Source organism: Streptomyces sp. NPDC048057 (genome assembly GCF_040653095.1).
GTDB lineage: Bacteria > Actinomycetota > Actinomycetes > Streptomycetales > Streptomycetaceae > Streptomyces.
Genome location: NZ_JBEZNF010000013.1, coordinates 193,797 through 213,870, shown reverse-complemented (window position 1 = coordinate 213,870; position 20,074 = coordinate 193,797). Strand labels below are relative to the sequence as shown.

The following is a 20,074-nucleotide window of genomic DNA, read 5'->3' as shown; positions in this document are numbered from 1 at the left end:
GTCGTCACTTGGAGACGTTGACGGCGGCCGGAGCGTCCTCGCCGAGCAGCTTGCCGTCGTGCGTCTCGAACTGCTTCTTGAACGCGGAGATGGAGTCCGCGACCGCGGTCAGCGTGTCGTCCGACATCTTGCCGCCCTCACGGATGGAGAGCATCAGACCGGACTCCTCGCGGTGCAGGTACTCCAGCAGCTCGCGCTCGAAGCGGCGGATGTCCTGGACCGGGACGTCGTCCATCTTGCCGTTGGTGCCGGCCCACACGGAGACGACCTGGTCCTCGGTGCGCATCGGCTCGTACTGCGGCTGCTTCAGCAGCTCGACCATGCGCTTGCCGCGCTCCAGCGACGCCTTGGACGCGGCGTCCAGGTCGGAACCGAAGGCGGCGAACGCCTCCAGCTCGCGGAACTGGGCGAGGTCCACGCGAAGGCGGCCGGAGACCTGGCGCATCGCCTTGTGCTGGGCGGAGCCACCGACTCGGGAGACCGAGATGCCGACGTTCAGGGCCGGGCGCTGACCGGCGTTGAACAGGTCGGACTCCAGGAAGCACTGGCCGTCGGTGATGGAGATGACGTTGGTCGGGATGAACGCCGAGACGTCGTTGGCCTTCGTCTCGACGATCGGCAGACCGGTCATCGAACCGGCACCCATCGCGTCGGAGAGCTTGGCGCAGCGCTCCAGCAGACGCGAGTGCAGGTAGAAGACGTCACCGGGGTACGCCTCGCGACCCGGCGGACGGCGCAGCAGCAGGGACACGGCGCGGTAGGCGTCGGCCTGCTTCGACAGGTCGTCGAAGATGATCAGGACGTGCTTGCCCTCGTACATCCACTGCTGACCGATGGCCGAGCCGGTGTACGGCGCGAGGTACTTGAAGCCGGCCGGGTCGGACGCCGGAGCGGCGACGATGGTCGTGTACTCCAGGGCGCCGGCCTCCTCCAGCGCGCCGCGCACGGACGCGATGGTGGAGCCCTTCTGGCCGATGGCGACGTAGATGCAGCGGACCTGCTTGTTCACGTCGCCGGAGCGCCAGTTGTCGCGCTGGTTGATGATCGTGTCGACGGCCAGGGCGGTCTTGCCGGTCTGCCGGTCACCGATGATCAGCTGGCGCTGACCGCGGCCGATCGGGGTCATGGCGTCGACGGCCTTGTAGCCGGTCTCCATCGGCTCGTGCACCGACTTGCGCTGCATGACCGTGGGGGCCTGCAGCTCAAGGGCGCGGCGACCCGAGGTCTCGATCTCGCCGAGGCCGTCGATCGCGTTGCCGAGCGGGTCGACGACGCGGCCGAGGTAGCCCTCGCCGACGGCGACCGACAGCACCTCACCGGTGCGGCTGACCGACTGTCCTTCTTCGATGCCGCTGAACTCGCCGAGGACGATCGCGCCGATCTCGCGCTCTTCCAGGTTGAGCGCGAGGCCGAGGGTGCCGTCCTCGAACTTCAGCAGCTCGTTCGCCATGGCCGAGGGAAGTCCCTCGACCTTCGCGATGCCGTCGCCGGCCAGGCTGACCGTACCGACCTCCTCGCGCGAGGCCGCGTCCGGCTTGTACGACTGGACGAAGTTCTCCAGCGCGTCCCGGATCTCCTCCGGCCGGATCGTGAGCTCCGCCATCAGGTTCCCTGCTCTCCTTGTTGGGCCCGAAGTTTCTTTGGGGTCTGGGGGCGACCCCCAGGAATCTTCTGCAATCTCTGCACGACCCAACCGGGCCGCTGGTCTTGCCAATTCAGTTGTCGCACCGCTTTCGCGGCGGCCGGCGCGCTGGGCGCGTCAGCCGGCGAGGCGGCGCTTCGCCTCGTCGAGGCGGTCGGCGATGGTCCCGTCGATGACCTCGTCACCGACCCGTACCGAGAGTCCGCCGATCACGGTGGGGTCCACCTCAAGGTTGAGGTGCATCTCCCGGCCGTACAGCCGAGCCAGGCCGGCGCCGAGGCGCTGCTTCTGCTGCTCGGTGAGCGGCACCGCAGAGGTGACGACCGCCACCACTCGGTCCCGGCGGGCCGCGGCCAGCTTGGACAGGGAGTCGATGCCCTGTTCCAGGCTACGTCCACGCGGCGCGGTCACAAGACGTGCGACCAAGCGCTCGGTGGCCGGTGCGGCCTTTCCGACGAGGAGGCTGCGCAGCAGCTCCGCGCGGGCACCGGGGGCCGCCGACTTGTCGGTCAGCGCGGCCCGCAGCTGCGGGTTGGACTCCACGATCCGGCCGAAGCGGAACAGCTCGTCCTCGACGTCGTCGAGGACGCCGGCCCGCTGGGCCGCGGTGAGCTCGGCGACGGACGCCAGCTCTTCGAGGGCGTCGACCAGGTCGCGCGAGCGCGACCAGCGGGCCCGGACCATGCCCGAGACCAGGTCGGCGGTCTCGCCGCCCACCTGGCCGCGCAGCAGGCGACCGGCCAGCTCCGACTTGGCGTCGCCGGCCTGCGCCGGGTCGGTGAGGACCCGACGCAGCGACACCTCGCGGTCGAACAGCGCGGTGACGGCAGCCAGCTCACCGGCGAGCTTCGCCGCGTCGACCGACGTGTTGTCGGTCAGCGCGTCGAGGGACTCGCGTGCGGTGGCCAGTGCTTCGCGGCTCGCTCCGTTCATCGGACGACCTCCGCTCGTGCGACGGTGCCCGTCTCCAGCTCGTCGAGGAAGCGGTCGATCGTCCGGCTCTGGCGGTCCCGGTCCTCCAGGGCCTCGCCGACGAGCTTGCTGGCGAGGTCGCTGGCGAGCTGGCCGACGTCCTGACGGAGCACCGCGGCTGCGGACTTGCGGTCGGCATCGACCTGGGCGTGACCGGCGGCGATGATCTCCTCACGCTGCCGCTGGCCCTCGGCCCGCATCTCCTGCACGATCACAGCGCCCTGCTCGGTCGCCTCCTGGCGGAGCCGGGCGGCCTCGTGACGGGCTTCGGCGAGCTGGGCCTTGTACTGCTCCAGAACGCTCTCGGCCTCGGTCCTGGCCGCATCGGCCTTCTCGATGCCGCCTTCGATGGCCTCGCGGCGCTCTTCCAGAACCTTCTTGATGTTCGGGAGGAGCTTCTTGGCCAGGAAGAAGAAGACGATCGCGAAGGCGATGGTGCCGATGATGAGCTCGTCGGCGTGCGGGAGCAGCGGCGGCATCGGCTCCCCCGCTGCCGCGATGGTATTCAGGGCGCTCACATCAGTGCCTTCCGTGAAATGAGATGGGCTGACGCTCGGCCTTACGACGGGTAGACGAAGCCCATGACGATGCCGATGAGGGCGAGCGCCTCACAGAAGGCGAAACCCATGATCTGGTTGGTGCGGATCAGGCCGGCAGCCTCGGGCTGGCGGGCCAGGGCCTGGGTGCCGTTACCGAAGATGATGCCGACGCCGACGCCGGGGCCGATCGCGGCGAGACCGTAACCGATGGCGGCAACGTTTCCGGTGAGAGCGGCGAGGGTCTGGGACATGCCGGTTCTTCCTTCTCTTTCAAGGACCCGGTGGGGGTTGGCCACCGGACAGCTGGGTTGGGGTGGTGCGCTTCGCAGCAGGGCTCAGTGGTGCTCGGAGAGCGCGCCCTGGATGTAGTTGGCGGCCAGGAGGACGAAGACGTACGCCTGGACGGCCTGGATGAACAGCTCGAACACGATCATCGTCATGGTGAGGATGAACGAGGTGCCGGCGTAGACGATGCCGATGCCGTTCATCAGGTACCAGGTGGCGACGGTGAACATCACGATCAGCAGGTGACCGGCGAACATGTTCGCGAAGAGCCGGACCGCGTGCGTGAACGGCCGGATGATCAGGTTCGAGAGGAACTCCAGGACCACGATCAGCGGAAGGATCGGGCCGAGTTCCTTGTTGTAGCCGGTGATGTTCTTCCAGCCACCGACGAAGCCGTGCTTCTTGAAGGTCAGTCCGACCCACAGGAAGTACACGAGGAGGGCGAGCGCCACCGGGTAGGCGATGAGCGAGGTGACCGGGAACTGGGCGATCGGAATGATCGACCACAGGTTCATGATCCAGATGAAGAAGAACAACGACACCATCAGCGGGACGTACTTCTCGCCGTCCTTCTTGCCGATGATCTCGTACACGACGCCCCGGCGCACGAAGTCGTACCCCGCCTCGCCGATCATCTGGATCTTTCCGGGTACGAGCTTCGGCTTGTTGAAGGCCGCCCAGAAGAACCCGACCACGATCAGCGTGCTCACGAAGGCGAGCAGCATGGGCTTGTTGAACTCGAACCCGCCGACCGTGAAGAGAGGCTCGTACATGAAGGTGTGGAGCCCAGGGGCGTTGAATCCACACCCGGTGAAGAGTTGACAGTCCGCCTCGAAGGCGAGCATCTGGGGGTCAGCACTCACCGCGGACTCCTTCAGCGTGGCGCATAGGTACGGCAACCTCGTTGTGTCGGCGCGGCGCGCAGCCGCGGTTCGGCACGGGACTGGTGTTACGGATGGTGGGGCGGCGGGCGGGCCATGAGCCTCGCGGATGAGCGGGCTTCAGCTCAGATGCCCCCGCCCGCAGTGCCGCAGTTGGCACCGGACGATAGCAGGAACGCGAATGGCCATTTATCCCGCCCCTACTCTTCACGTCGCGGGCTCCGACTTCTGGGGCTCGCGAGCACCCGAACCGGCGGTTTTCTCGGGTTCGACGTAGAGGATCTTGGCCTTCATGTAAGCGCGAGCCTGTGCCGCGACCCAGACGAGGGTCGCCACGACCAAGGTCAGTGCGAAGACCTGGGGATCGAAGAGGGTGGTGTTCTTGAACACCATCAGGAAGACGAAGAGCAGCAGCAGCTGCGTGGTGTACAGCAGCAGACCCATCGCCTGGAAGAGGTGTGGATACTGCTTGGCCGTGCGCTGGAGCACCACCAGGCCGGCGCCCATGAAGATCAGGACGACCAGGGTGGCGACCGCTGAGCCGAGGGCTCCCTTGCCGCCCGCGACACCGGCGCTGATCGCGGTGGCGATCGCGCCGACCGCGGCCGTGGGTACGGCGGTGTGCAAAAGGGTGCGTGCGTCAGTGGACGGCATGGCGGCATCTCCGCTTGCTGGTGGTGGCAGTGGTGTCGTCATGGACGAGCGTAAACCGGGTCCGAGTTGGGTCCTCGGGGGCCAACAGACCGTCGCACTACGGTCTTTCGGCACTGTCGCCGGTTCTCGTGAATCGTATCACAAGCTATTTGGGAAGGTCTTTACCCGGTTGTGTGCCGACTCTCACACATGAGAGCGAACTTGCCCGTGTGTGCAAGCCGTGCGCCCGTTCGTGAGGCGAGTTGTCTGGTAATGGGCGGGAGGGTGGGAAAAGTCACCCGCGTGTGCCGGCCTTCCTCCGCTCGGACGCCCGCGAACGGGCGCCGATCGCCGTCGCCCCGTTGACACCGGCCGGCACCGGCTCCTCCCGCTCCTCGTGCGCCCCGGCTGCCCCGGCGGCACCCTCTCCCGCCGGGCCGGCCGCTCCCTCGCCGGCGTACGCGTGCGCGGGCTCCGGCTCGGTCCCCTCCTGCGCCAACCGCGCCTTGCGGCGGCGGTAGCGCGGCGGCACGAACCGCTCCGCCCACCGCGGGGCCCGCGGGGTGAACCGCGGCAGCAGCAGGAGCACCAGCCCCACCGCGCTCAGCCCCACGATCACCATCACGATCCACAGCGACGCCGAGTGGACCGAGTAGCCAACGACGCCGAAGGCGAAGAGCGCCGACCAGAAGTACATGATCAGCACGGCGCGGCTGTGCGAGTGCCCGATCTCCAGCAGCCGGTGGTGCAGGTGGCCCCGGTCGGCCGCGAACGGCGACTGCCCCTTCCAGGTGCGCCGCACGATCGCCAGCACCAGGTCGGCGAGCGGGATCGCGATGATCGTGAGCGGCAGCAGCAGCGGGATGAAGACCGGCAGCATCGCGTGGGTGGTGGAGCGGGTGCTGCCGTCGTAGACGAAGATCCGCAGGGTGTCGGGGTCCACCTGGCCGGTGACCGAGATCGCGGAGGCGGCCAGCACCAGGCCGATCAGCATCGAGCCCGAGTCGCCCATGAAGATCCGCGCCGGGTGCATGTTGTGCGGCAGGAAGCCCAGGCACATGCCCATCAGGATGGCCGTGAACAGCGTCGCCGGGGCGGCGGCCTCGATCATGTTCCCGAACCAGAGCCGGTACGAGTACAGGAAGAACGCGGCGGCGGCGATGCACACCATGCCGGCGGCCAGCCCGTCGAGCCCGTCGACGAAGTTCACCGCGTTGATGGTGATCACCACCAGCGCGACCGTCAGCAGCGTGCCCTGCCAGGAGGTCAGCGAGACCGTGCCGACGCCGGGCACCGGGATCCACAGGATCGTCAGGCCCTGCATGACCATGACGCCCGCGGCGATCATCTGCCCGCCGAGCTTGATCAGCGCGTCGATCTCGAACTTGTCGTCCAGGACGCCGATCAGCCAGATCAGGGCGGCGCCGGAGAGCAGCGCGCGCGGCTCGTTCGACAGCTCGAAGACGCTGCCGAGGTTCTGCAGGTGGTCGGCGACCAGGAGCCCCGCGCACAGCCCGAAGAACATGGCGATGCCACCGAGCCGCGGTGTCGGTTCTCGGTGGACGTCGCGCGCACGGATCTCCGGCATCGCGCCGGTCGCAATGGCGAACTTCCGCACCGGACCGGTCAGCAGATAGGTCACCGCGGCCGTGACACAGAGCGTCAGCAGATAATCACGCACGGGCTGCCCCACAGAAATCGCTGGCCATCTCAGCCCCACACCTTAGCCGTGGTGGTCACGTGGTTGAGGACTGCCGGGGGCCGCCGATGGTTGCACCGAACCGCTACTGCCCTGGATAGGGGGGAAATCTCCCCACCAACTCCGCGGCTTCCGCACGCAAGGTCCCCACCTCCTCGCCCTCCGCGTACAGCGCCGCGGCGAAGAGCACCGCGATCCGCGCCATCTCCGCCTCCCCCATGCCCTGGGTGGTCACCGCCGCCGTCCCCAGCCGGACGCCGCGCGCCGACCCGTACGGCAGGGCGCAGGTGTCCAGGACCAGCCCGGCAGCCGCCAGACGGCCGCGTGCCGTCCTCCCGTCGACGCCGAGGCCCGTGGGGTCGGCACCGATGAGATGGGTGTCCGTGCCGCCCGTGAGCACCGTGCAGCCCTCGGTTTCCAGGCCGGCCGCGAGCATCCGCGCGTTCGCCACGACCTGGTGGGCGTAGGCCGCGAACTCGGGCGTCGCCGCCTCGCGGAACGCGACGGCCTTCGCCGCGATGGTGTGCATCTGGGCGCCGCCCTGGGTGAACGGGAACACCGCCCGGTCGATCCGTTCCGCCAGCTCCTCGCCGCACAGCAGCAGCCCGCCGCGCGGCCCCCGCAGCACCTTGTGCGTCGTCGCGCAGACCACGTCGGCGTACGGCACCGGGCTCGGCGCCGCTCCCCCGGCGATCAGCCCCATCGGATGGGCCGCGTCCGCGATCAGATAGGCCCCCACCTCGTCCGCGACCTCCCGGAAGCGCGCGTAGTCGATGTGGCGCGGGTAGCAGATCGACCCGCAGACGATCGCCTTCGGGCGCACCTCGTGGGCGAGGCGCCGCACCTCGTCGTGGTCGATCAGACCGCTCTCCCGGTCCACTCCGTAGCCGACGAAGTCGAACCAGCGGCCCGAGAAGTTCGCGGGCGAGCCGTGCGTGAGGTGTCCGCCGTACGGCAGGCCCATCGCGAGGACGGTGTCACCCGGCCGCAGCAGCGCCGCGTAGGCCGCGAGGACCGCGGCGGAGCCGGAGTGCGGCTGTACGTTCGCGTGCTCGGCGCCGAACAGGGCCTTGGCCCGGTCCACGGCCAGCCGCTCGGCCACGTCGACCAGTTCGCAGCCGGCGTGGTGGCGGGCGCCCGGATAGCCCTCGGCGTACTTGTTCGCCAGCGGTGAGCCGAGGGCGGCCAGGACCGCGGGCGAGGTGAAGTTCTCCGCGGCGATCAGCTGGAGGCTGTCGGCCTGCCGGGCCGCCTCCGCGGCGATCACGTCGGCGATTTCGGGGTCCTGACGCGCGAGCGCGTCGAGCTGGGGTGACGCTTCGGTGCGCTGCGCACCTGCGGTGCGGACGGGCATGGTGTGCTCCGGGCCTCGCGTGTCTGTGCGCCTCCAATCTAGGCCGCCCCTGCGCTCCGCGCCCGCCGGACGATGCCCGCCCGCCCTCGGCTGCCGCCACCTGGCTGCGCCCTCGGCCACGAGCAACCAGGGCCCGCCCCCCTGCTGCCACCTCGACCAGGGGCAACCCAGGGGCGCTGGGGGTACCACCACGCCCGCAGGGCGTAGGGGGCGGAACTGCGCGACCAGCCACCGACGGCTTGCGGTCGCTCTGAACGCGTTCCCCGTACGGCGCTGTAGCGCCCTCGACCACGCGCCGCAAAACGAACGCTCGTCAGTCGAGTACCGGCCGTCTCTGGCTGGTCGCGCAGTCCCCCGCCCCCTAGATTGCCTGCGCCGCAGGCGGTGCACAGCGCGCCCCTGGGTTGCCCGCGCTACAGGCGGTCCCCAGCGCAGGGGTGTCAGTGGTGGGTCGGGATGCCCGTGAGCGCGGTGACCACGGGGTCCAGCGCCTGGTTGATCTCGTCGCCGATCGAGCGGAAGAACGTGATCGGCGCCCCGTACGGATCGAACACCTCATCCGCGTCGGGGCTCGGCGCCAGCAACCAGCCCCGCAGCGCCGCCGCCGCCCGCACCAGCGCCCGCGCCCGCTCCACCACGCCCTCGTCCCGGGGGTCCGGCAGCGTCGCCGGGTCGATCGCCCGCACCAGTCGGGTGAACTCCTTGAGCGTGAAGGTCCGCAGGCCCGCCGAGTGGCCCATCGAGATGACCTGGGCGCGGTGGTCCCGCGTCGCGGTGAGGACCAGGTCCGCCCGGATGACGTGCTCGTCGAGCAGTTCCCGGCCCACGAACCCGCTCGCGTCCGCGCCGAAGTCCGCGAGGACGGTCTCCGCGTTGGCCTCCATGGGCGCGCCCTCGTGCCCCCAGGTCCCCGCGCTCTCCACGATCAGGCCGCTCGCCATCAGGTCGCCCAGCCGGTCGTTGAGGGCGTGCCGGGTCAGCCGCTCGGTGATCGGCGAGCGGCAGACGTTGCCGGTGCTGACGTGGAGTATCCGGAAGCAGTCGTCCGTACCTATGCCACGCCCCACGTCAGGGGCGATCAATGCGCCACCTCAAGGTCGGGTACGACCTTGCGCAGTTCGTCCGCGTCCAGCGCGCCGACGCGCAGCAGCACGGGCACCTCACCGGTGACGTCGACGATGGAGGACGGCACGATGCCGGGGGTGGGCCCGCCGTCGAGGTAGACGGAGACGGCGTCGCCGAGCATGTTCTGCGCGGCGTCGCAGTCCTCCGGCGCGGGATATCCCGTCAGGTTCGCGGAGGAGACCGCCATCGGGCCGACTTCGGTGAGCAGTTCGATGGCGACGGGGTGCAGCGGCATGCGGACGGCGACCGTGCCGCGGGTGTCGCCGAGGTCCCACTGGAGGGACGGCTGGTGGCGGGCGACCAGCGTCAGGGCGCCGGGCCAGAAGGCGTCGACCAGCTCCCACGCCCCCTCGGAGAAGTCGGTGACCAGGCCGTGCAGGGTGTTCGGGGAGCCGATGAGGACGGGGGTGGGCATGTTGCGGCCCCGGCCCTTGGCGGTCAGCAGGTCGGCGACCGCCTCGGAGCTGAAGGCGTCCGCGCCCAGCCCGTAGACGGTGTCCGTGGGCAGGACGACCAGCTCGCCGCGGCGGACGGCGGACGATGCCTCACGCAGCCCGGTCGTGCGGTCGGTCGCGTCGTTGCAGTCGTATCGCCGAGCCATCAGGGGGCCTCCTCATGGGGGTGCTCCCACGCCCGCGGGGCGTGGGAGCCGTACGGGGTCGTCGTCACGGCGTCGCCTTGCGGGCGGTGGCGAACCGCGGGCGCTTGTTCAGGTCCGGGTGATCCGCGGCGTCGGTCCACCCGGACTCCTCGGCGAAGATCCAGGGCACCTGACCGCCCTGGGTGTCCGCGTGCTCGATGACGACGAGGCCGCCGGGGCGCAGCAGCCGGTGGGCGGTGCGCTCGATGCCGCGGATGGTGTCGAGGCCGTCCTCGCCGGAGAAGAGGGCCATCTCCGGGTCGTGGTCGCGGGCCTCGGGGGCCACGTACTCCCATTCGGTGAGCGGGATGTACGGCGGGTTGGAGATGACCAGGTCGACCTGGCCGTCCAGCTCGGGCAGGGCGCTGAGCGCATTGCCCTGGTGGAGGGTGACGCGGGAGCCCTCCGCGTTCTTGCGGGCCCAGGTCAGCGCCGAGTCGGAGAGTTCGACGGCGTGCACGCGCGAGCGCGGCACCTCCTGAGCCATGGCCAGGGCGATCGCCCCGGAGCCGGTGCACAGGTCGACGATGAGCGGTTCGACGACGTCCATGGCGCGTACGGCGTCTATGGCCCAGCCGACGACCGACTCGGTCTCCGGGCGGGGCACGAAGACGCCGGGGCCCACCTGGAGCTCCAGATAGCGGAAGAAGGCGCGGCCGGTGATGTGTTGCAGCGGTTCGCGGGCCTCGCGGCGGGCCACGGCCTCCCAGTAGCGGGCGTCGAAGTCCGCGTCCTTGACCGTGTGCAGTTCACCCCGCTTCACGCCGTGCACGAAGGCGGCCAGCTCCTCCGCGTCGAAGCGCGGCGAGGGCACGCCGGCGTCGGCCAGCCGCTGGGTGGCCTGGGCCACCTCGGCAAGCAGCAGGTTCACTGGTCGTCCTCCACCCGTTTCGTACGGACGTGTCTTACTGCCGTGGCCGCTGCGCGGTCACTGCGCGGCGGCGAGCTTGGCAGCGGAGTCGGCGTCCACGCACGCCTGGATCACGGCGTCCAGGTCCCCGTCGAGGACCTGGTCGAGGTTGTACGCCTTGAATCCGACGCGGTGGTCCGAGATGCGGTTCTCCGGGAAGTTGTACGTCCGGATCTTCTCGGAGCGATCGACGGTGCGGACCTGGCTGCGGCGCTGGTCCGCGGCCTTGCTCTCGGCCTCCTCCTGGGCGGCGGCGAGCAGCCGCGACCGCAGGATGCGCAACGCCTGCTCCTTGTTCTGGAGCTGGCTCTTCTCGTTCTGGCAGGAGGCGACCACCCCGGTCGGGAGGTGGGTGATGCGCACGGCGGAGTCGGTGGTGTTGACCGACTGGCCGCCGGGGCCGGACGAGCGGTAGACGTCGATCCGAAGGTCGTTCGGGTTGATCTCGACGTCGATCTCCTCGGCCTCCGGGGTCACGAGGACGCCGGCGGCGGAGGTGTGGATGCGGCCCTGGGACTCGGTCGCGGGCACGCGCTGGACGCGGTGCACCCCGCCCTCGTACTTCAGTCGGGCCCACACGCCCTGGCCGGGCTGAGTGGCTCCCTGGCCGCCCTTGGTCTTCACGGCGACCTGGACGTCCTTGTAGCCGCCCAGCTCGGACTCGGTGGCGTCGATGATCTCGGTCTTCCAGCCGGCACGCTCGGCGTAGCGCAGGTACATCCGCAGCAGGTCGCCGGCGAAGAGGGCGGACTCGTCGCCGCCGGCGCCGGCCTTGACCTCCAGGATGACGTCCTTGTCGTCGCTGGGGTCGCGGGGGACCAGCAGCAGCCGCAGCTTCTCCGTGAGTTCCTCGCGCCGCTGCTCCAGCTCCTTGGCCTCGGCGGCGAAGTCCGGGTCGTCGGCGGCGAATTCGCGGGCGGTCTCGATGTCCTCGCCGGTCTGCTTCCAGGAGCGGTAGGCGGCGACGATCGGCGTCAGCTCGGCGTACCGCTTGTTCAGCTTCCGCGCGTTCGCCTGGTCGGCGTGCACGGCGGGGTCGGCGAGCTGCTTTTCGAGATCGGCGTGCTCGGCGACGATTTCTTCGACCGCCTCGAACATCGTGGCTCCTGGGTTCTCTGTGGGGTGCTGCTGCGCTGCTGCGCCGCCGGCGAAGGGGGGTGACGTCCTCGTGCGGGACGTCAAAGCGCCGGTCCCGGCCGCCCGGCGAAGGGGCGGCCGATGACCGGCGCAGACGGCTCGCTACTTCTTGGCGGAGCCGGCGGCCTTGCCGAAGCGGGCCTCGAAGCGGGCCACGCGGCCACCGGTGTCGAGGATCTTCTGCTTGCCCGTGTAGAACGGGTGGCACGCGGAGCAGACCTCGGCGCGGATGGTGCCGGCCTCGATCGTGCTGCGGGTGGTGAACGACGCGCCACAGGTGCAGCTGACCTGCGTCTCGACGTACTCGGGGTGGATGTCGCGCTTCAAGGTGTCTCCTAGTTTCGGGAGGGCGCCGGGTCGCTCGGGCGGATTGCTCGGGCGTGAACCGGGGCCGACGTACCAGTCTGCCAGGACCGGCCGTATCTCCCAAAACCGGGGGCGGAACGGAACTATTCCCCCGCGCGCGCCCCGGCCCACGTGCGCGGGCGCTAACGCTCCGTGCCGGTTTCGGTGCCGGGCGCGGAGGGGGTGCTGCGGATGACGGAGCCCGCGTCGGACTTGTCAGCCGCGGAGTCCTTGAGGGCCTCGGCCGGGATCGGCTGGTCCGCCCTCAGGGCGCTCCAGACCTGCCGGGAGGCGCTGTCGAGGGGGACGACGCGGTTGGGGTCCGCCGCGTCGTAGACGACGGGCAGGGTGACCATCTGGACGTCGTCGGGGCCGATGCCGCTGAGGGAGCGGGCGAAGCCGACCAGCTTCGACACGGAGGCGAGCTGGGAGTCGGGGGTGATCGCCTTGGTGGCGGTGTCGGCGACGTCGAGGAGCTTCGTCGGGTTCGTCAGCAGGCCGATGTCCTTCACCTGGGCGATGAACGCCTTCATGAACGCCTGCTGGAGCTGGATGCGCCCCAGGTCGCTGCCGTCGCCGACGCTCTTGCGGGTGCGGACCAGACCGAGCGCCTGCTCCCCGTCCAGGTTGTGGGTGCCGGGCGGGAGGTCGAGGTGGCTGTCGGGGTCCTTGATGGGCTCGGTGGTGGTGATCTCGACGCCGCCGAGGGCGTCGACGAGCTTCTTGAAGCCGGTGAAGTCGACCTCGATGTAGTGGTCCATGCGGATGCCGGACATCCGCTCCACGGTCTTGACCGCGCAGGCCGGGCCGCCGACCTCGTACGCCGTGTTGAACATGACGTCGCGCTCGGCGGATATGCGCTGGCCTTCGGGGCCGGTGCAACTCGGCCGGGAGACGAGGGTGTCGCGGGGTATGGAGACCACGCTCGCCTCCTTGTGGCCCGGGTAGACGTGGACGACCATCGCGGTGTCCGAGCGCCCGGCGCCCTCGTCGCGGCCGTACTCGCCGTTGTCGCCGGAGCGGGTGTCGGAGCCGAGGACGAGGATGTCCATCGAGCCGGTGTCGACGTCGGCGGGGCGGTCCTTGTTGTCGAGCTGGGCGTTGATGTCGACGCCCTTGAGGTTGCCGTCGAGCTTGACGTAGGCGAGGCCGAGGCCGCCGCCCCCGATGAGCACCAGGGCGGCTGCGGACCAGGCGGCGACGGCCACGGCCGTACGACGGCCGGAGCGCGGCTTGCGACGGCCGCCGCGGCCCGCGTCCCCGCTGCCTATTCGGCTCCCGCCGGTGCTGTGCTCGGCCATGGTCTCTCCCGGCTCCTCCGTCGCGGCTGCGGCCCGTACGACCCCTGCGACAGCCGCGGCTTCTATGGCGTTCTGTCGTGCCTGTGGATTTTTGTTCCGCCTCGGTTAGGACGTCGACATCTTCGGAAGGGTTGCACGCGGGTGTGAGAGCAGGGTGAGAAAACGGTCGCCGACCCCTGTGGGGAGGGTCACCGTACACAGTGGTGCGCAGCCGTACGCATGCGGCAGGCCCCGCCACCACGGGGGTGACGGGGCCTGGCGTCCGTACTGCGCGTCGAGCGCGTCCAGCAGTGCGCCTGCGTCAGTCGCCGTTGCCGACCGACGGGGTCGTCTTCTGGATCTGGAGCAGGAACTCCGCGTTCGACTTGGTCTGCTTCATCTTGTCGAGCAGCAGCTCGATCGCCTGCTGCTGGTCGAGGGCGTGCAGCACCCGACGCAGCTTCCAGACGATGGCGAGCTCCTCGCTGCCGAGCAGGATCTCCTCCTTGCGGGTGCTGGACGCGTCGACGTCCACCGCGGGGAAGATGCGCTTGTCGGAGAGCTTCCGGTCGAGCTTGAGCTCCATGTTGCCGGTGCCCTTGAACTCCTCGAAGATCACCTCGTCCATGCGCGAGCCGGTGTCGACCAGCGCGGTGGCCAGGATGGTCAGCGAGCCGCCGTCCTCGATGTTGCGCGCCGCACCGAAGAACCGCTTCGGCGGGTAGAGCGCGGTCGAGTCGACACCACCGGACAGGATGCGTCCGGAAGCGGGGGCCGCGAGGTTGTACGCACGGCCCAGGCGGGTGATGGAGTCCAGCAGGACGACCACGTCGTGACCCAGCTCGACGAGGCGCTTGGCGCGCTCGATGGCCAGCTCGGCGACGGTGGTGTGGTCCTCGGCCGGGCGGTCGAAGGTCGAGGAGATGACCTCGCCCTTCACCGACCGCTGCATGTCGGTGACCTCTTCCGGACGCTCGTCGACGAGGACGACCATCAGGTGGCACTCGGGGCTGTTGACCGTGATGGCGTTGGCGATCGCCTGGAGGATCATGGTCTTGCCGGTCTTCGGCGGGGCCACGATCAGACCGCGCTGGCCCTTGCCGATCGGCGACACGAGGTCGATGATCCGCGTGGTCAGCACGCCGGGGTCGGTCTCCAGCCGGAGCCGGTCCTGCGGGTACAGCGGGGTGAGCTTGTTGAACTCCGGCCGCCCGCGGCCCGATTCGGGCGCCATGCCGTTGACGGAGTCCAGTCGGACCAGCGCGTTGAACTTCTCGCGGCGCTCGCCCTCCTTCGGCTGACGGACCGCGCCGGTGACGTGGTCGCCCTTGCGCAGGCCGTTCTTGCGGACCTGGGCGAGGGAGACGTACACGTCGTTCGGTCCCGGCAGGTAGCCGGAGGTGCGGATGAACGCGTAGTTGTCGAGGATGTCGAGGATGCCCGCGACGGGGATCAGGACGTCGTCGTCGGAAACCTGCGGCTCACCGGCGAAGTCCTCACGGCCGCGACGGCCGCGACGGTCGCGGTAGCGACCGCGCCGACCGCGGCGACCGCCGCCGTCCTCGTCGAAGTCGTCCTGCTGGCTGCTCTGCTGCTGACGCTGACCGCCCTGCTGCTGACGCTGGCCGCCCTGCTGGTCGTCGCCCTTGCCACGGCTGCGGTCGCGGTCGCGGTCGCGGTCACGCTGACGCTCGCGGCGGTCACCGCGCTGGCCGCGCTCACCGCGCTCCTTGCGGCCCTCGCCGTCCTGCGTCGACGCGGAGGCGCCCACGGCGGCCTCGGCCTTGGCGTCCGCCTGCGGCTCCGCCTTGGCCTCCTTGGCCGCGCTCTCCTTGGCGGCACCGGCCTCGGCGGTCTCGGCGTCGGGGCTGCCCGCGGGAGCGGTGGCGCGACGGCGACGGCGCTCGCCGGCCGGCTGGTCGTCGCTGGCCGGCTGGCCGGGGATGTCGATCTGCTGCTGGGTCGCGGCCTTCTCGGCAGCGGTGGACGCGCCCTCGGTAGCGGCAGCCGCCGCCTCGCCCGTACGCGCCTTGGAGGTGGTGCGGCGCTTCGGCTTGGCCTCGGCGCCCTTCGCCTCCGGCTCGGCGGTCTTCTTGGCCGCAGTGGCTCCGCCGCCGGCCTGCGCCTCCTTGATGACCTCGATCAGCTGGCTCTTGCGCATGCGCGCGGTGCCCCTGATCCCGAGGCCGGACGCGACCTGCTGCAGCTCCGCCAGGACCATGCCCTCAAGGCCGGTGCCGGAACGGCGGCGCCGGGAGGTGGTGCCGGAGGCAGCACCTGCGGCGGGCGCGGTGGTGTCGACGTTCGCGTCGGCAGTCACGCCCATCAGATCGGTGGTGTCGCTCACGAAGGGTCCTTCCCTGGAGCGGACGTCGGCCATCTGGCTCGGCGACCGGTTGTGCTGTCCGACTGCGGTCCACTTGTGTGGCCGTGTCGGGGCGGTGGTCCCCGCCGGGTCTGAGTACGGCGGAGAGGCAGAAACATGCAATCCGGCCCGAGGTCCCCCTGCTCGGCCCACTCCGCGACGGAGCGGGAGGTGTCGTGCCGGTTCCGGAGCGTGCTCGCTACTGCTCAGGCAGGCTGCTCAGGCAGTAGGGGAGGCTCCCGGAAGAATTGGTGGTCCCGATTCGGGACGCGAAGCTCCGAGCCACAAAGGCTTCGGTTGCAGACTTGAGGTTAACACTACCGGCTCCAACAAACATTCCCCCTCTCCCTCACCGGCAATCTCGTGTTCTTGCGATTCACCGTGCGCTGCGACGGGACGTGGCGGTGCGTCCCGCGCGGTGAATCCGCTCCCGGCGGGATCACCCGGGAAGGGAGTCACCCGTCCCCTCACCGGCCCCTCCCACCTGCGACGGACCCCCGTCCCCCGGCTCGGCGAACGACGGAGCGGCGTCCGGGGCCACCATCGGCAGCACGCTCGCCCCGGCGGTGTCGAAGGCGAGCCGGTTCGCGGCCCAGCCCTCGCCCGCGAGCCGTGCGACCTTGTCGGCGACGCCGTGCTCGGCCAGCGCGAGCACCGTGGGGCCCGCACCGGAGATGACTGCAGGGACGCCGTCCGCGCGCAGTCGGTTGACAAGGTCCACGCTCTGCGGCATCGCCGGCGCGCGGTACTCCTGGTGGAGCCGGTCCTCCGTGGCGGGCAGCAGGAGTTCGGGACGCCTGGTCAGGGCCTCGACGAGGAGGGCGGCGCGTCCGGCGTTCGCGGCGGCGTCCACATGGGGGACGGTGCGCGGCAGCAGTCCGCGGGCCGTCTCCGTGAGCACCGGCTTCGCGGGGACGAAAACCACCGGAACGACGGAATCGGCCGGGTCCATCCTGATGGCCCGCGCGGCCCCGCCGTCGCTCCAGGCGAGCGTGAAACCGCCGTACAGACAGGCCGCGACGTTGTCCGGGTGCCCCTCGATCTCGGTCGCGAGCTCCAGCAGCGCGGTCTCGTCGAGGCGGGCGTCGCCCCCTATCGTCACGGCCCTGGCGGCAACGATCCCGGCGCAGATCGCCGCGGACGACGAGCCGAGGCCCCGACCGTGCGGAATGCGGTTGGCGCAGACGACCTCCAGGCCGCGCGGCTGCCCGCCGAGCAGGTCGAAGGCCGTGCGCAGGGAGCGTACGAGCAGGTGGCTCTCGTCGCGGGGCAGCGTCGACGCGCCCTCACCCGCGATGTCGATGTGCAGACCGGAGTCCGCGACCCGTACGACGACGTCGTCGTACAGCCCCAGGGACAGCCCGAAGGCGTCGAAGCCGGGGCCGAGGTTGGCACTGGTGGCGGGCACGCGCACTCGGACGGCGGCGGCGCGGAACGCTGGACCGGCCATCGCTCGATGACACTCCTTGGTTCTCAACTGACGTGTGCTGACTGCTGCCTGCTGCTGGTGCGTGGCGGTGTGCGGCATCGGGGACCAGGCGCCCGGGGGCCGAAGACGGCGACGACACCGCAACTGCACCGCTGCACAGACATATGCGGTGGGTGGGTTCGGTACAGCCTATCGAAGGAAGGTTCTGCCGCGACATAGGGCGCACAGGAGGCGCACGATGCGTGTCGCGAGCCTCCTGTGCCCCGATGTCCGCTGTTCCCCGGCTTGGGACGGATCCCACCGGGGTATTGCTCCCGTTCCGTCGCCCGCGCGGCCGTGGCCAGCGCGTACGCCGCGCCGGGGCGCGGCCGCGGACGCCGGCGCACGGGCGACGCCCAAGTGCCTCAGGCCAGCCCGAGGTGCTCCGCGGCCGTCGGCGCGTCGACCGGGACGGTGACCGGCTGCGGCGCGCCCGCGACGGCCCAGTCCGGGTCCTTCAGACCGTTGCCGGTGACGGTGCAGACGATCCGCTGGCCCGGGTCGACCTTGCCGGCTTCGGCGGCCTTGAGGAGACCGGCGACCGACGCCGCGGACGCGGGCTCCACGAAGACGCCCTCCTGCGAGGCCAAGAGGCGGTAGGCGCGCAGGATCTCACGGTCCGTCACCTCGTCGATGAAGCCGCCGGACTCGTCGCGGGCGGCGAGCGCCTGCTGCCAGGACGCCGGGTTGCCGATCCGGATCGCGGTGGCGATGGTCGAGGGGTCCTTGACGACCTCGCCGCGGACGATCGGCGCGGAGCCGGACGCCTGGAAGCCCCACATGCGGGGGGTGCGGGTGGCCGGCCCGTCGGCGGCGTACTCCCGGTACCCCTTCCAGTACGCGGTGATGTTGCCGGCGTTGCCGACCGGCAGCACGTGGACGTCGGGGGCGTCGCCGAGGGCGTCGACGATCTCGAAGGACGCCGTCTTCTGCCCCTCGATCCGGTACGGGTTGACGGAGTTGACCAGCGCCACCGGGTAGTTCTCGGACAGGTTCCTGGCCAGGTCCAGGCAGTCGTCGAAGTTGCCGTCGACCTGGAGGATCTTCGAGCCGTACACCAGGGCCTGCCCCATCTTGCCCAGCGCGATCTTGCCGCGGGGCACCAGGACCGCGCAGACCATCCCCGCGCGCACGGCGTAAGCCGCGGCGGAGGCCGAGGTGTTGCCGGTGGAGGCGCAGATGACGGCCTTCGCGCCCTCCTCCTTGGCGCGGGTGATCGCCATCGTCATCCCGCGGTCCTTGAAGGAGCCGGTGGGATTGGCGCCCTCGACCTTGAGGTGCACCTCGCAGCCCGTGCGCTCGGAGAGCACCTGCGCCGGTACGAGCGGCGTACCACCCTCACGGAGCGTGACGACCGGGGTCGTGTCGGTCACCGGAAGCCGGTCCCGGTACTCCTCGATGATGCCGCGCCACTGGTGGGTCATTGCTGGTTACTCCCCTTCAACACGCATGATGCTGGCGACACCGCGCACGGTGTCGAGCTTGCGCAGCGCCTCAACGGTCCCCGAGAGGGCCGCGTCGGGCGCGCGGTGGGTGACGACGACGAGGGACGCCTCGCCGTCGCTGTCTGGACGGCCCTGCTGGCGAACGGTGTCGATGGACACCCCGTGCTCGGCGAAGACCGTCGCGACCTGGGCGAGGACGCCCGGCTTGTCGGCCACGTCGAGGCTGATGTGGTACCGCGTCACCACGTCGCCCATCGGGCTCACGGGCAGCTGGGTGTACGCGGACTCCCCCGGGCCGGTGGCCCCGGCGAGCTTGTTGCGGCAGACCGCGACCAGGTCGCCGAGGACCGCGGACGCGGTGGGCGCGCCACCGGCGCCGGGGCCGTAGAACATCAGCTGCCCGGCGGCCTCCGACTCCACGAAGACCGCGTTGTACGCCTCGCGGACGGAGGCGAGGGGGTGGCTGAGCGGGATCATCGCGGGGTGGACGCGCGCGGTGACGGACTGCCCGTCGGCGGCGCGCTCGCAGATGGCGAGCAGTTTGACCGTGCAGCCCATGCGCTTGGCGGAGGCCATGTCGGCGGCGGTGACCTCGGTCAGTCCCTCGCGGTGGACGTCGTCGAGGCGGACCCGGGTGTGGAAGGCGATGCCGGCGAGGATGGCGGCCTTGGCGGCGGCGTCGAAGCCCTCGACGTCGGCGGTCGGGTCCGCCTCCGCGTAACCGAGGGCGGTGGCCTCGTCCAGCGCCTCCGAGTAGCCGGCGCCGGAGCGCTCCATCTTGTCGAGGATGAAGTTCGTCGTGCCGTTGACGATGCCGAGGACGCGGTTGACCTTGTCGCCGGCGAGCGATTCGCGCAGCGGCCTGATCAGCGGGATCGCGCCGGCGACGGCGGCCTCGAAGTAGAGGTCGCGGCCGTGCTGCTCGGCGGCGGCGTACAGCGTCGCGCCGTCCTCGGCGAGCAGGGCCTTGTTCGCGGAGACGACGGAGGCGCCGTGCTCGAACGCGGTGGTGATCAGGGTGCGGGCGGGCTCGATGCCGCCGATGACCTCGATGACGACGTCGATGTCGCCCCGTTTGACCAGGGCGGTGGCGTCGGTGGTGACGAGGGCCGGGTCGATGCCCTCGCGGACCTTGGAGGGCCGCCGCACGGCAACCCCCGCGAGCTCCACGGGGGCGCCGATCCTGGCCGCGAGGTCGTCGGCGTGCGTCGTCATGATGCGCGCCACCTCTGAGCCGACGACTCCACAGCCCAGCAGCGCCACCTTCAGCGGACGCGTACGCATCATGCGACCTCGTTTCTCATCACTTCTACGGTTGGACCAGTCTCACTCACCGGACAGCATTTTCTATCCT

18 protein-coding genes are annotated in these 20,074 nt (G+C 70.5%); all 18 read right to left on the bottom strand.

Annotated elements, in window-relative coordinates; translation table 11 throughout:
• Positions 1–4: 4 nt before the first annotated feature.
• Entirely contained in the window at positions 5–1,603 is a 1,599-nt protein-coding gene (atpA, locus tag AB0E05_RS17780) for a F0F1 ATP synthase subunit alpha (RefSeq protein WP_361964293.1), read from the bottom strand.
• 156 nt (positions 1,604–1,759) lie between these two features.
• On the bottom strand, positions 1,760–2,575 hold the full coding sequence (locus tag AB0E05_RS17775; RefSeq protein ID WP_361964291.1) for a F0F1 ATP synthase subunit delta: 816 nt from the start codon (positions 2,573–2,575) through the stop codon (positions 1,760–1,762).
• Complete coding sequence (locus AB0E05_RS17770) at positions 2,572–3,132, bottom strand: F0F1 ATP synthase subunit B (RefSeq protein WP_361964289.1); 561 nt, start codon at positions 3,130–3,132, stop codon at positions 2,572–2,574. The genes AB0E05_RS17775 and AB0E05_RS17770 overlap by 4 nt, the downstream gene beginning before the upstream one ends.
• A 41-nt stretch (positions 3,133–3,173) precedes the next feature.
• On the bottom strand, positions 3,174–3,404 hold the full coding sequence (gene atpE / locus AB0E05_RS17765) for an ATP synthase F0 subunit C (protein ID WP_358827635.1): 231 nt from the start codon (positions 3,402–3,404) through the stop codon (positions 3,174–3,176).
• 84 nt (positions 3,405–3,488) lie between these two features.
• Positions 3,489–4,301: a F0F1 ATP synthase subunit A gene (gene atpB / locus AB0E05_RS17760; protein WP_361964287.1), complete on the bottom strand. Its 813-nt coding sequence runs from the start codon at positions 4,299–4,301 to the stop codon at positions 3,489–3,491.
• Between the two features lie 225 nt (positions 4,302–4,526).
• Positions 4,527–4,973 (bottom strand): hypothetical protein, encoded by a 447-nt coding sequence (locus AB0E05_RS17755; protein ID WP_361964285.1) that lies wholly within the window; start codon positions 4,971–4,973, stop codon positions 4,527–4,529.
• Positions 4,974–5,247: 274 nt separating this feature from the next.
• On the bottom strand, positions 5,248–6,645 hold the full coding sequence (locus AB0E05_RS17750; RefSeq protein WP_361964283.1) for an MraY family glycosyltransferase: 1,398 nt from the start codon (positions 6,643–6,645) through the stop codon (positions 5,248–5,250).
• Positions 6,646–6,736: 91 nt separating this feature from the next.
• Positions 6,737–8,005, bottom strand: a complete 1,269-nt coding sequence (gene glyA / locus AB0E05_RS17745) for a serine hydroxymethyltransferase (protein ID WP_361964281.1) — start codon at positions 8,003–8,005, stop codon at positions 6,737–6,739.
• Positions 8,006–8,445: 440 nt separating this feature from the next.
• Positions 8,446–9,087 carry a protein-tyrosine-phosphatase gene (locus tag AB0E05_RS17740; protein ID WP_361964279.1) on the bottom strand — a complete coding sequence of 214 codons (642 nt, stop codon included), beginning with the start codon at positions 9,085–9,087 and terminating at the stop codon, positions 8,446–8,448.
• Positions 9,084–9,731 (bottom strand): L-threonylcarbamoyladenylate synthase, encoded by a 648-nt coding sequence (locus AB0E05_RS17735; RefSeq protein WP_361964277.1) that lies wholly within the window; start codon positions 9,729–9,731, stop codon positions 9,084–9,086. Before AB0E05_RS17735 ends, AB0E05_RS17740 begins: the two co-directional genes overlap by 4 nt.
• Before the next feature lie 64 nt (positions 9,732–9,795).
• Positions 9,796–10,641, bottom strand: coding sequence for a peptide chain release factor N(5)-glutamine methyltransferase (gene prmC, locus AB0E05_RS17730; protein WP_361964275.1), 846 nt, complete (start codon positions 10,639–10,641; stop codon positions 9,796–9,798).
• 57 nt (positions 10,642–10,698) lie between these two features.
• Complete coding sequence (prfA, locus tag AB0E05_RS17725; RefSeq protein ID WP_361964273.1) at positions 10,699–11,778, bottom strand: peptide chain release factor 1; 1,080 nt, start codon at positions 11,776–11,778, stop codon at positions 10,699–10,701.
• Between the two features lie 141 nt (positions 11,779–11,919).
• Entirely contained in the window at positions 11,920–12,144 is a 225-nt protein-coding gene (gene rpmE / locus AB0E05_RS17720; protein WP_361964271.1) for a 50S ribosomal protein L31, read from the bottom strand.
• 161 nt (positions 12,145–12,305) lie between these two features.
• Positions 12,306–13,463: an LCP family protein gene (locus AB0E05_RS17715; protein WP_361964269.1), complete on the bottom strand. Its 1,158-nt coding sequence runs from the start codon at positions 13,461–13,463 to the stop codon at positions 12,306–12,308.
• Positions 13,464–13,764: 301 nt separating this feature from the next.
• The gene (rho, locus tag AB0E05_RS17710; RefSeq protein WP_361964267.1) at positions 13,765–15,789 is read right to left on the bottom strand and encodes a transcription termination factor Rho; all 2,025 of its coding nucleotides are present in this window, start codon (positions 15,787–15,789) and stop codon (positions 13,765–13,767) included.
• Positions 15,790–16,246: 457 nt separating this feature from the next.
• Positions 16,247–17,257 carry a homoserine kinase gene (gene thrB, locus AB0E05_RS17705; RefSeq protein ID WP_361964265.1) on the bottom strand — a complete coding sequence of 337 codons (1,011 nt, stop codon included), beginning with the start codon at positions 17,255–17,257 and terminating at the stop codon, positions 16,247–16,249.
• Positions 17,258–17,640: 383 nt separating this feature from the next.
• Positions 17,641–18,699 (bottom strand): threonine synthase, encoded by a 1,059-nt coding sequence (gene thrC, locus AB0E05_RS17700; RefSeq protein ID WP_361964263.1) that lies wholly within the window; start codon positions 18,697–18,699, stop codon positions 17,641–17,643.
• 6 nt (positions 18,700–18,705) lie between these two features.
• Entirely contained in the window at positions 18,706–20,007 is a 1,302-nt protein-coding gene (locus AB0E05_RS17695; protein ID WP_361964261.1) for a homoserine dehydrogenase, read from the bottom strand.
• Positions 20,008–20,074: the final 67 nt, after the last annotated feature.

Coding starts and splice junctions, on each gene's coding strand:
- atpA (WP_361964293.1), bottom strand. CDS start 1,603: ATGGCGGAGCTCACGATCCGGCCGGAGGAGATCCGGGACGCGCTGGAG.
- AB0E05_RS17775 (WP_361964291.1), bottom strand. CDS start 2,575: ATGAACGGAGCGAGCCGCGAAGCACTGGCCACCGCACGCGAGTCCCTC.
- atpE (WP_358827635.1), bottom strand. CDS start 3,404: ATGTCCCAGACCCTCGCCGCTCTCACCGGAAACGTTGCCGCCATCGGT.
- AB0E05_RS17755 (WP_361964285.1), bottom strand. CDS start 4,973: ATGCCGTCCACTGACGCACGCACCCTTTTGCACACCGCCGTACCCACG.
- glyA (WP_361964281.1), bottom strand. CDS start 8,005: ATGCCCGTCCGCACCGCAGGTGCGCAGCGCACCGAAGCGTCACCCCAG.
- AB0E05_RS17735 (WP_361964277.1), bottom strand. CDS start 9,731: ATGGCTCGGCGATACGACTGCAACGACGCGACCGACCGCACGACCGGG.
- prfA (WP_361964273.1), bottom strand. CDS start 11,778: ATGTTCGAGGCGGTCGAAGAAATCGTCGCCGAGCACGCCGATCTCGAA.
- AB0E05_RS17715 (WP_361964269.1), bottom strand. CDS start 13,463: ATGGCCGAGCACAGCACCGGCGGGAGCCGAATAGGCAGCGGGGACGCG.
- thrB (WP_361964265.1), bottom strand. CDS start 17,257: ATGGCCGGTCCAGCGTTCCGCGCCGCCGCCGTCCGAGTGCGCGTGCCC.
- thrC (WP_361964263.1), bottom strand. CDS start 18,699: ATGACCCACCAGTGGCGCGGCATCATCGAGGAGTACCGGGACCGGCTT.
- AB0E05_RS17695 (WP_361964261.1), bottom strand. CDS start 20,007: ATGATGCGTACGCGTCCGCTGAAGGTGGCGCTGCTGGGCTGTGGAGTC.